The following is a 10,735-nucleotide window of genomic DNA, read 5'->3' on the forward strand; positions in this document are numbered from 1 at the left end:
GACCACGGACCCGCCCCAGGCGCACCTCCTACCTCCGCCCTGAACACCCTTCCGGTCGCGGCGCTCGCCGAACACGGCACCCATCCGTCTTCAACCGCTCTCCACACGTCACTCGCCGGACGGTTACGGCTGACAGACTCGCGCGGTGTCCCCCTCGGCCTCGTGGTCGCTGGAGCCAACACGAACGACTTCAAGCTGGCGCGCTCCACGCTTGAATCGATTCCCGTCCGAAGGCCCCTGCCATGTCGGGGCCGTCGCCAGACGCTATGTCGCTATGTGTCGACCTGGGGTATGCCTTCAGGCCCGTACGCGAGCTGGCCCAGGAGTATGGCTTCACGCTCCGGGCCCCCAGACGACGCTCCCAGGTGCGGCCCCGGTGCGCACAGCGTCGACGCCCTTCGCCGCGCTGGGTCGTCGAGCGAACCCACTCCTGGCTCAACCGCTTCCGACGTCTGCTGGTGCGCTGGGAGAAGCGAGAGGACACCTACGTCGCGATGCTCCACTTCGCGCTGGGCATCATCACTTGGTTCCACTCGCTCCTACCGAAATAGGCTCTTAGGCTGTTGTCCTGCCTGCTGCTTCCTGATGGAAACCAAAGCAGGTTTAATATCGTCCCACATTGTCCGCAGATTCTTAACTACTGCTACGCCGAGCAAGGCGAAGGCGCGATCTTCGGCCGTCATTTTCTTGGGCAAGGCCATCTCCCATTGTGCGCGTACTAGAGCCCCACGGGCCCAGTACGGCGGATGGGATGCGTCCATCCCTGGCGGAAGTGGGGACGGATGCTGTCGCACGTTCTGATTCTCCTCGGCAGGCCCATTCTTGGGTTCCTTCAAGGCCGTGCCGACTGCATTGACCTCGTCCGCGAGTGCCTCATTCAAGACCTTCAGCACCGTCGTTCGCTCATTCGCGGAAGGTTCACTAGGCAAGTCCGCATGTTCATAAATGTATGCGGCTTCCTCGGAAATTTCGGAAATCTCAAAAAAGAGAATGGGGCCGAGCATGCCGAATTGACTGAGGTCAATATCGTCCGAGGAGTTCGCGTGTGCGGCTTCCTCCTGTATCAAATCACTCACCATCATGTACCCGAAGACGTCTGCCGCAGACTCTTGCGCCCAGCTCCGGCGGGCGACCTGAATCTCCTGATTCGCATCGCCATTAGACTTAGCGAGGCGCAGCGGTTCCGAACCATTGCCGCCGTGTTTTAGGTACACATGCCCGAACTCGTGGCCAATGATGAACACCTCCATGGCATTCACTATGCTGCCGACAGCTAGATCGTGCAGGCGGTCCGGTCGGGCGTGTCCCCGCACGCGGCGATTGTTCACAATGTCTTCGAGGGCCATGGAGAAGCGCATCAAGAGCTGGGGGTCGTGGCGAGGGCCCTCGTTGAAAGTCTTCTCGCTGAAGTCGATTGAGAATTGGTCGTCTCCAGCCTGCGCGAACGTCACTGTCTTCAAGCCTATCTTCGCCATCTCATGGCAGAAGGAGAACAGCGCTGAATGCACCACCACCAAGTACGGCTCTGGTTCTGGGAATGGGATGGCTTTCGCATTCAGGGTGCCCAGCGGAAGTGTACCAATGCGCGGAGACCTCCATTCTGGAGACCTAGCACGCAGCCGCGCATCCAATTTCTGGACGACGTTGTTGAGTATCCAGAGCGAGCTAGCATCTTCGTATCGCGTCGGGAGCTGCTCACCTAAAGTCGCCTTGATGGTGGCTAGGCTGCTGCTGAAGGCTCCGTCCGCACTGCCTGTTAGGGCGGGGGAGACGCCATTGGAGAGGACCGGTCGCTCGTCGAGGGTCCTCAGGAGGGCGGCTATCTTGGCGAGCTCTGCCGGATCGTTTGTCCAGCGAAACGCGTGAGGGTCGTCCGCGTACGCCTCCTTCTGTAGGATTTCCAGCAGCGAGTAGGCAGGGTCCGTATCCGAGAGAAACTTCAGCTTGGCGGGATCCACTTTGTCAACGGGCGGTGCCGATGTGACGGCTGAGGTGCTCCTAGACTTCGCGCAAATGCATGTGGTAATGAACCCTGTCATGATAAGCACTGTGAGCATTTTTAGTAGACTAGAGTAGCAGATGTTTGCTCTATGGCTCATGGCAAGGCTCCTGTCGAAGGTCAGTCCTGGGTCGGGATCACCGCGCTTTCAATCCCCACAATCCTGTCGATCTGGAACCCATCTGCACGCGAAGCCTTGATGAAAGCTGACTTCGCCTGTGGGTTGAGCTGAGGGGCCTTTTTCAGCATCGCCATACGGTCGATATCGATCAGCAGCAGCGAGATGCGAAAGTCGCGCCCGACGGCTTGCTGCTCGTTGTAGACGCTCCCCTTGGCGCCGAAGGTGTCTCCGACGATCCCAGATGCATCCGCGTTGATCTTCGCCCCGTATCGTGTCGTCACGGAGGCCAATAGCACGCCCTGAATGTAGTAGCGCTTAACGCCTTGCGGTGCGCTGGCTTCTGCGATTTTTACTAGTTCGTCCACGGGGACGTCTTCGTATGGAATGAATACTTGGGCAGTGTCGATGATGCTGACGTCGGCTGTCTGTTCAGCGCTCATGGTGCTTGCGAATGCGAGGTAACTTCCCTCTGCCTTCGCGCCATTGTCGACCTTGGAGTGGTATACCTGCCCGTTGTCGATGAGCTTGAAGCTCGGGGACTTTCCGTTAGTGACGAGGCGTGGTCCGCGGTCGTATTCGGCGGCACTCGCCTTTGAATAAATGACATGCCCTGCTAATTGCTCAAGATTGTATTTGAAGAGGTCGGTTTCGTTCCAGAGCACCCGGCGCTTGAAGTCTTCGGGGAGGCCCTTGTTAAATTCGGGGACGTTGGAGAATGTGACGCCACATCCGCCGAGCAGCGACGCAAACAGAGCAATCCAAACGTAACGAGTCACGGTTGACTCCAGTGAGGCCGTCGGGACACCCAGTCCCTGGGCGCTTGAGCGCTACTGTATCTGATCTTTACTGGTCGTGCGGCAGGAGTGCAAGTGTGGTTCCGGAGGGGTGACGGGGCATGCCCTGGGATTTTCGGACCACCTGAAGCTTGAGAGGATGCCGCTCCGGGTGCGACGGAGGCAGGCGGTGAAGAAGAGTCGGTTCAGCGAAGAGCAGATGGTCGCGATTCTGTGCGAGGCGGAGCGGACGCCAGTCCCGGAGATCGCGAAGAAGCACGGGGTGAGTGAGTCGACGGGGTGCGCGTGGCGCAAGCGCTTCGGGGGCATGGACGCCAACGACACGAAGCGGCTGAAGCAGCTGGAGGCGGAGAATGCTCGGTTGAAGAAGCTGCTGGCTGAGCGGGGCTTGGACATCAAGGTGCTGAAGGAAATCCAAGCAATAGAATGGTGAGCGCCCCTGCGCGAAGGCAGCAGGTGGGGCTTGCCCGTACCATGGGCTGTCCACCCGGCGAGAATGCAGGCTGCTGCGGGTGGCGCGCTCGGCACTGGGGTACGAGTCCCGGAAGGCGCAGCAGGAGAAGCCTGTGGTGAAGCGGATGCGTGAGCTTGCCCTGCAGTACCCAAGGTACGGCTACCGTCGCATCCGCATCTTCCTGGGGCGCGACGGGCACTTCATGTGTCCTGATAGGGCCTGTCGACTCTGGAGGCAGGAGGGGCTGCAGGTGCCGCGCAAGCGGCCCAGGCGGCGCGTGGCGAGTAGCCGCCCCCGCCCGTTGTCGGCAACCGGGCCCAATCAGGTGTGGGCCTATGCCTTTGTCTTCGACGGCGGCGCCAACGGGCAACAGCTCAAGTATCTCACCGTGGTGGACGAGTGGACGAGAGAGTGCCTCGCCATCGATGTCGCGGGAGCCATCCGCTCCGGACGGGTGGTGGAGGTGCTGTCGAGGATTGTCAGCGAGCGAGGGGCCCCGCGGCACATGCGCAGTGACAGCGGTCCGGAGTTCGTTGCCTCGGCAATCCTGCGGTGGGCCGCGGAAGCTCGCATCGAGCTGGCGCACATTGCACCCGGCAAGCCCTGGCAGAGCGGCACCGACGAGAGTTTCAACGGACGCCGTCGCGACGAGTGTCTCAGCATGGAGCGGTTTCGCTCCAGGGCGGACGTCAAGGCTGTCATCGAATCCTGGCGGCAGCACTACAGCCAGGTCCGGCCACATTCCAGCCTCGGCTACCTCACGCCTCTGGAGTTTCGACGGAAGTGCGAAGCAGTGGTACCCAACCCATCCCGGGCGGAACCTCTCTCGTAATCAGTGGTCCGGAGAATCCAGGCAGGTCACGCCCTTCTCCCGTCGGTGGTGAGACAGACGGGAAAGGGGCTCCGACTCAGGCGGGCGAGGCGGGCGCCGTCAGGGCGGGGGCGCCGAGCGACGGCTTGGGCTTGTTCGCCGCCTCGTCCGCGAACGGCAGTCTGCGGAAGCCGAGCACATCGGACCTGTAGTTCACGCTCGGGCGGGTTTGCACCCGCGCGCGCTGGGCGTAGGCATCGGCGAGGGTAAGGGTCGTGTGGTCGCCACCCGAGGCCCCGGCGACGACGCCCTCCCCTACGTACACCATTACGTGAGAGGCATCCCCGTTCTTGCCGTACAGCACCAGGTCCCCCGCCTTGAGGTCCGACTCCAGCACGGTCGCCAGCTGCGCGAGGAGACTGTCCGTGTTGTGGGTGGCGCGCCAGTCGGCGCCTCCCGTCTCGAAGTAGCAACTCGTCACCAGCCCAGAGCAGTCGAAGACGCGGGGGCCATTGGAATCGGGGCGCTCGCCCTTGCCGCCCCAGCGGTAGGGGCTGTGCATTTGCTCGAGGATCAGCGACAGGAACGCTGCTCGGTCGGACTTGGTCATGACGTGACTCCGGGGGGGGGGGGGGCTGCGAGGGTGGACAGCACTCTCAGGAAGGGGCTTCTACTGGCATGCGCGGTACGGGACGGGGCGCGGCTCCTTGGTCATCCGGAGCCGCAGTCCTCTCATTACGGAGAGGTCAGCGCGGATGCAGTCCAGGACAACATCACTGCGCTAGTGACGCAACTCCGTGGCAAGAGAAGATTGCCGTTTTCTCCCCCACCCACCCACATGTGAGGCGCCGTGCTGGCGGGAGGTTTGGCGCGGGGCATTTACTTCGGAGCGGTGCTTCCGAGCAAAGACGAGACAGGGCGGGGTGTTGTAGAGCGGCGTTCTTCCTTCAGGCCACATGTCGGCGCCCGGCGGCCACCATGTGCCTCCGCCTCTGGGCGTTGGCCGGCGTAGTAGTCCGGGCTGCGGAGTGGCCGCTGGCGGCCAATGACGGTGCGGGCCCGTTCCCCGGTGGGAGAAGCCGGAGGGGCGATGGTGTCTGGTCTCCCGTCCCAGCCCAGTGTGGTGCTGTGGCTCCGTCCAGGCGCGCGGCCAAGCCGCGTGCTGGCTTCGGGGACAGCCGTCGTGCCAAGCTCTTCAGCGCCGCTGCGAGCGATGTGGTCGAGCTATAGCCGCAGGTTGTATGAAGTGTCTTTCTAGGTCGGTTGGTGGTTTTGATTGCGTGTGGGTTTGGTTGTTTTGTTGGGGCCCGCTTTATGATGTCGGCTTTTCTTTTCCGTTCTGAGCGGCGTTGCTGGTTGTCTGGTTGGCTGGGCGATTGATTTCGAGCCACTGAGATTGCTCGTTCTGAATGATTGATACGACCCGCTCAGTTAGGGTGGCTGTGGCGGTCTTGGCCGCACCAGCGAGGGAGTAGATGCTTGCATTGGATGCGAAGAGGTAGATTTCACGCTCTAGCTGGTCGCGAGTAGCCGCGCTTCTCAGCCAGTTTTCTCTGAACTGGCCAATTTGCATGATTCCTTCGGATATGCCGATGAGTGCTGCTAGCGCTGCGGTGATTGTGTTTTGATTGAGTAGGGCGAAGACGGGGATCACTGCCGCGAATATTAGGGAGGGGAGCTTGAAGGTCCAATGGAGGCGAAGGCTCCTTAGGGCAAAGTATCGATAATAGTTGATTTCGTTTCGTAGCCAGATGAGGGCAGTTTTCGATTCGGGGAACTTCTCGATTATTTCGGCGTCAATTGGGCCGCTCGGCAGGTGGTCTGGGGGGACGCCGTTTCCCATCGTGGCCATGCGCGAAATCAGAAGTATGGTAATGGCCAATGCGACGGTTGCAGCTCCGGCTATTCCTTCTGAGTGATTCTGGGCGAGGATGGTGAGTTCGCCTTTGAATACGTCCCAGGCGAGAAGAGCGCTCCCAGCAAGCGTGAGGCACCGTGCAAGAGTCGCCGCTCTTGCCTTTTGTGATTTCTTGGTCCCGTGGTCGGGAAGAGACGGGTTTGGGGTCGGTAGACAGGAGTGAGGCGCCTTGGTTGTTTCTTTTGCCATTGCTGTCCCTTGGATGTTGGAGGATTGATGTGTGGGTAATCTGCGGGGCTTGGCTACTTTCGAACAGTGCCCATTGAAGTATGAGATGCCTGTTCGAGTCAAAGTCAATGCTGTGGAATTGGCGCGCCTGCGCCGTTTGCGCGCTGACGAATTACTCCGCGTGGTAGATGTGCCCTGTCGTTACATCGCACGCCTTGCCTTCGACGGCCCCTTTTTCTCGTGCCGATGGAGGAGCGAGGCCTGCGCGAGTCCTCCCTCCTGCGTGCCCCCTTCACTGGAGACGGCCGTCAAGAAGCGCTGGCCTGCGTGCCTTTCTTTCGCCCCACGATTTCTTGAGCCCCTCTCTGGAGAAGAGCCGCCCCCGGGTGAGGTGGATGTGAAGAAGCAACGGGCGCAGGACAGCTGACCGTGGGTGATTCTAGAGCGGAGTGAAAAGGGGCTGTGCCTCGTCTGCTGAAGGGCGAGGCTTGACGCCCGCTCGGGCGCTGGGCGTCACCGCTGCGGTGCTGGGCGAGTTGCAGGAGCCATTCTTGGCCGGGGGGGGGCGTCAGGACTGATGGGCCGAGAGCCGGAGCCGGAGCCCGCGGATGGCGAGGTGCTGTGGCTGAAGGCTCCGGTGGACGAGTTTATGAGTGAGAAGGGCGGGTGACAGTGCTGGAGGCGCCGCACGCCAACCCCCTCTCCGTCATGAGGGTGCATCGAGCCGTCGTGGTGGCAGGGGGGGGCGTTATCCACCTCGTGGGTGGACACGGGCGCCTGGTTTTCATTGACGAGTCCACGACGGGCTGGCACGCCACGCCCTGGGTGGAGTTACCCGTCGCCACATGGCGCACGCGCTGAATGCCGCGGGGGACCTCGTGGTGGCGAAGATGAACCAACGCCTCGACGCGCTTGTCCGTAGCCGCGTGGACGCGAGCGCGGACCAACCATGCTGCGCGTCACCGGGGACGGAAGCCTTTCTCTAGCGATGTCGGCGCGCGCCGCTTGGCCAGGAATTCACTGGCCAAGCGCTGGGCCGCAGTAGTGGCACTCTCCTTGTCCGTGGATGAGGCCGGCGGCGATGCCGACAACATCTGTGAGGGCGGCTGCACGCCCTCGGCAGGAGGCGAAACTGCCAGGACTCCAGGCGGCACATTGCCAAGGGGGGCCTGCCTCTTCTTCCTCACCCGCATGCGGGGCGCAGGGTGACCGAGGGCTTGGGGGAAGGCACTTCCACGTCGGATGGGCGCTTTCGGGCGAAGAAGACGTCGGGGAGGGTGTGGGGGGCTGCGTCCTCAACCCAGGCAGTATGCAGGCGCCCAGTGGACACCTTGAGGCGTCGCTTCTGGTAGTGGGCTGCGCAGTAGCCTTGGCTGCGGTGGGGCCGCTGGCAGCCGACGACGGCGCAGGCCCGGGCCTTGGTGGCCGTCGAAGGGGCTGCTGGTTCCAGAGCTAGAGAGCTAGCCCTCCGGCCACCAGTCGCGTGGGTGCGCCAACCTGGCGCTCTGGCTGGACGAACTGCGGCTCCCCGGACAACCGCCGCGCCATGCGCTCCAGTGCCGCCGCGAGCGAGGCGACCGGAGCTGCGGCCTCGCCTCAAGGCGTCCCGGAAGGCGTTCTCCAGGGCGCCCACCGACTTGGACGATGTCCGGAGTGATTCGTTTCAGGTGCGGCTTGCGGTTAATTCTGACTGCGCACGCTGTGCTGCGGTCGGCCGCGTATGGTTACCATTCCTCGTGCCGGTGTCGTGGTCGAGGCGTGTGTCCCCTCACGAGAGCGAATGGTATGCCCGGCCGGCGTGAGTGATATGCATCGAACTCGCCAGGAGGCCTCGAACTCATGAGGGGAGCGACCACCTCCACCTACGGGAATGTCGAGAGGGAGGGCCTTATTTCAAAAGGAAGACGCCGCGCGGAGTTGATACATTCTTTGGCTGGCACGCCCCTGCTCTGCGACGACCGCATGGATGATATGGAGAGGCGGCGGGAATTTTCGGAGCGGCTGGGGCGAGCGGAGATGGCCCTCTAGTGGGCCCGTGCGATGAGGGACGGCAGTAAGTGCGTGACCGCAGGGCGACAGCGTGCGAGCCGCATCAGGAAGTTGTTGGTCACGCGACGTTTGTGCTAGGAATCGAGGGCTGGGCGGAGTCAACTTTCTTGAGAGGCTAGCTTGGAGATAGTCGATAGCTTGGAGGTTCGCTGGTTCTTTGATGGCAGCCATCCCGCCGCTTCTGTTGTGAGGGACTGGTTTGGTTCGAGCTCGATGGAGGAGAGACGCGTTGACTACTACCTTGCGACGAACCGCGGAGACATAGGGTTCAAGGCTCGGGTCGTCGAACGCCAGCCAGTGAAGGTGGAGACCAAGTACCTGTTGGGTTCACTCGGCGCAGTACACTTGTCGACTGGAGTCGTCGGAAACCTTGAGCGCTGGAGAAAGCTCTCCCTTGCACTCGACGACTCGCTCCTGAAGCGCGACGGAGTTTGGCTGGCGATTCAGAAAGAGAGGCGCCTTCGCAAGTTCGCCTTCGAAGACGGAACTACGCGCGAGGTTCTGAAGAGCGCAAGGCCTGTTGCAGGCTGCGGGGTCGAACTTACTAGGATATGTTGTCAACTTAGTGAACAGTCTAGCCCTATTGATGGGTGGACACTGGGGCTTGAGGCATTTGGCCCTGAATCCACGCTCCTTGCGGCTCTTCAGGGGGGGGCGCGCGAAGCATTTGCCGTTTGTCCGCAAATCGCCCTCGGCAAGGAGTGTTCAGCGAGCTATCCCGAATGGGTGAAGTTGCGAGTTGGCGCAACGTGAACTCGCATTCTGTGATCCTGTTGGTCTGCTGGCCACTCCCGTCACGAGTGTCGGCCTAGTCCTACAGTTGTAGTTCGGAAGAAGCGTGAGCATCCCTTCTGTCGAAGGAACAGAAGGGGGAGGAGCGATGCTTCCAATGCAGTCCTCGGCAGACCCGAAGCGGCAGGCCCCGGAGGTGCGACTGGTGGGTCAGCTCACCCTGGAGTTGGAGGGAGTGGGCGCCTGGTTGGCGCCCTACTTCCGCCGTCGCGAAGCCCGTGCCGCGGCCCACGAGTACGTCAAAGCCTTGCTGGGCCGGGCGCAACGCAAGAATACCTGGGGCCTCTCGGAGGACGTGGGGCATCGCGCGCCATATGCCTTTCAGCACCTGCTGGAGCGCGCGAAGTGGGATTCGGAAGAGGTACGTGACGGCGTGCTGGAGTACGCACGCAGGACGCTGGGAGAAGGAGGCATCCTCGCGGTGGCTGAGACGGGCTTCCTGAAGAAGGGGGAGAAGTCGGTGGGCGTGGCACGCCAGTACACCGGCACCGCGGGCAAGGTGGAGAATGCCCAGGTAGGCGTCTTCCTCTCCTACGCGACGCCCCGAGGCCATGCCTTGGTGGACCGGGAGCTGTACCTGCCCGAGGCATGGACGCGGGACGAGGAGCGTCGCAGGGCGGGAGGCGTGCCAGAGGAGGTGCGCTTCGAGTCCAAGCCCGCCTTGGCGCAGGGCCTGCTGCAACGGGCGCTGGCCTCGGGCCTGAAGCCCGCGTGGGTGGTGGGGGATGAAGTGTATGGACGCGACTCCACCCTGCGCCGCTTCCTGGAAGACTTGCACCAGCCCTATGTGCTGACGGTGGCGTCCAACACGCATGTGTGGCGCGGCTTCGTCCAGGTGAAGCCGGCAGACGCGCTACGAGAAGTCCCGCCAGAGGCATGGGTGTGCATGTCCGCGGGCGCGGGCACCAAGGGCCCTCGCCTCTACGAGTGGGCTCGGCTCCGCCTCAATCGCCACCTGGGGCTGTCTCGCTGGCTCCTCTTCCGGCGCAGTCTCTCGGATGGGAAGGTGGCCTTCTACGTGGCCCATGCCCGCTGCAATGCCTCGTTGGCTTCGCTGGTAAGGGTGGCCGGCAGTCGGTGGGTGATTGAAGAGGACTTCGAGTCCTCCAAGGGCGAAGTCGGCCTGGCTGACTACGAGGTACACACGTGGACGGCGTGGCACCGCCACATGACGCTGTGCCTGGTGGCGCACGTCTTCCTCGCCGCGGCACGGGCACTGGCCAACCTCCGGCCTCAGGAGGGCTTGCCCCCAAAAGCCCTCGGCCTGCCGACGCGAAGAAACCCCATGCGGGCGTTTCTCGGTCGGCGCGGCCTGCATTGACTCTCCTTGTCCGATTCTCCGTCCAAGAGGTGCGCGGACTGCTGGTGGCCCTGCTCCGACGTGCGGTCGCCCCAGTTCAGCACGTCTTGGCGTGGAGTCGCTGGCGCCGCCACCATCAAGCCGTCGCCATCGTCTGCCATTACCGAGCTCACGGCGCCCGACTCAATCTACGACTGTAGGACTAAACGACGAGGCGTGATTCCCGATCGGCCCGGAGGGTAGGCAGGCGCTGGACGAGTGGGGAAGCGGCAGGAACCCACTCCGTTCGGCCCTGTGTGAGCAAGTACCAGAAGAAGAAGCGAGCCCTG

The 10,735-nt window shown here is 62.6% G+C and carries 7 protein-coding genes and 1 pseudogene; 4 read left to right on the forward strand and 4 right to left on the reverse strand.

Features of this window, described 5'->3' with window-relative positions:
• Positions 1-266: 266 nt before the first annotated feature.
• Positions 267-551 (forward strand): transposase, encoded by a 285-nt coding sequence (locus tag KRR26_RS35550; RefSeq protein ID WP_217082070.1) that lies wholly within the window; start codon positions 267-269, stop codon positions 549-551.
• Here the strand turns inward: KRR26_RS35550 and KRR26_RS35555 are convergent.
• On the reverse strand, positions 540-1,958 hold the full coding sequence (locus KRR26_RS35555) for a M48 family metalloprotease (RefSeq protein ID WP_217082071.1): 1,419 nt from the start codon (positions 1,956-1,958) through the stop codon (positions 540-542). The two genes, KRR26_RS35550 and KRR26_RS35555, sit on opposite strands and share 12 nt — an antisense overlap.
• 161 nt (positions 1,959-2,119) lie before the next feature.
• Entirely contained in the window at positions 2,120-2,896 is a 777-nt protein-coding gene (locus KRR26_RS35560; protein WP_217082072.1) for a hypothetical protein, read from the reverse strand.
• Between the two features lie 187 nt (positions 2,897-3,083).
• Here KRR26_RS35560 and KRR26_RS35565 point away from each other — a divergent pair.
• Positions 3,084-4,200, forward strand: a pseudogene (locus tag KRR26_RS35565) (IS3 family transposase).
• 76 nt (positions 4,201-4,276) lie between these two features.
• On the opposite strand, the gene KRR26_RS35570 reads toward KRR26_RS35565, so the two are convergent.
• Both KRR26_RS35570 and KRR26_RS35575 read right to left on the reverse strand, forming a co-directional pair.
• Entirely contained in the window at positions 4,277-4,789 is a 513-nt protein-coding gene (locus KRR26_RS35570) for an NlpC/P60 family protein (protein WP_217082073.1), read from the reverse strand.
• Between the two features lie 702 nt (positions 4,790-5,491).
• The gene (locus KRR26_RS35575; protein WP_217082074.1) at positions 5,492-6,286 is read right to left on the reverse strand and encodes a DUF4231 domain-containing protein; all 795 of its coding nucleotides are present in this window, start codon (positions 6,284-6,286) and stop codon (positions 5,492-5,494) included.
• A 2,148-nt stretch (positions 6,287-8,434) separates the two neighbouring features.
• Here KRR26_RS35575 and KRR26_RS35580 point away from each other — a divergent pair.
• Positions 8,435-9,067: a hypothetical protein gene (locus tag KRR26_RS35580; protein WP_217082075.1), complete on the forward strand. Its 633-nt coding sequence runs from the start codon at positions 8,435-8,437 to the stop codon at positions 9,065-9,067.
• A 136-nt stretch (positions 9,068-9,203) separates the two neighbouring features.
• Positions 9,204-10,427 carry an IS701 family transposase gene (locus KRR26_RS35585; RefSeq protein WP_217082076.1) on the forward strand — a complete coding sequence of 408 codons (1,224 nt, stop codon included), beginning with the start codon at positions 9,204-9,206 and terminating at the stop codon, positions 10,425-10,427.
• The last annotated feature ends 308 nt before the right edge of the window (positions 10,428-10,735 follow it).

It is taken from the genome of Citreicoccus inhibens (genome assembly GCF_019039035.1).
Lineage (GTDB): Bacteria > Myxococcota > Myxococcia > Myxococcales > Myxococcaceae > Citreicoccus > Citreicoccus inhibens.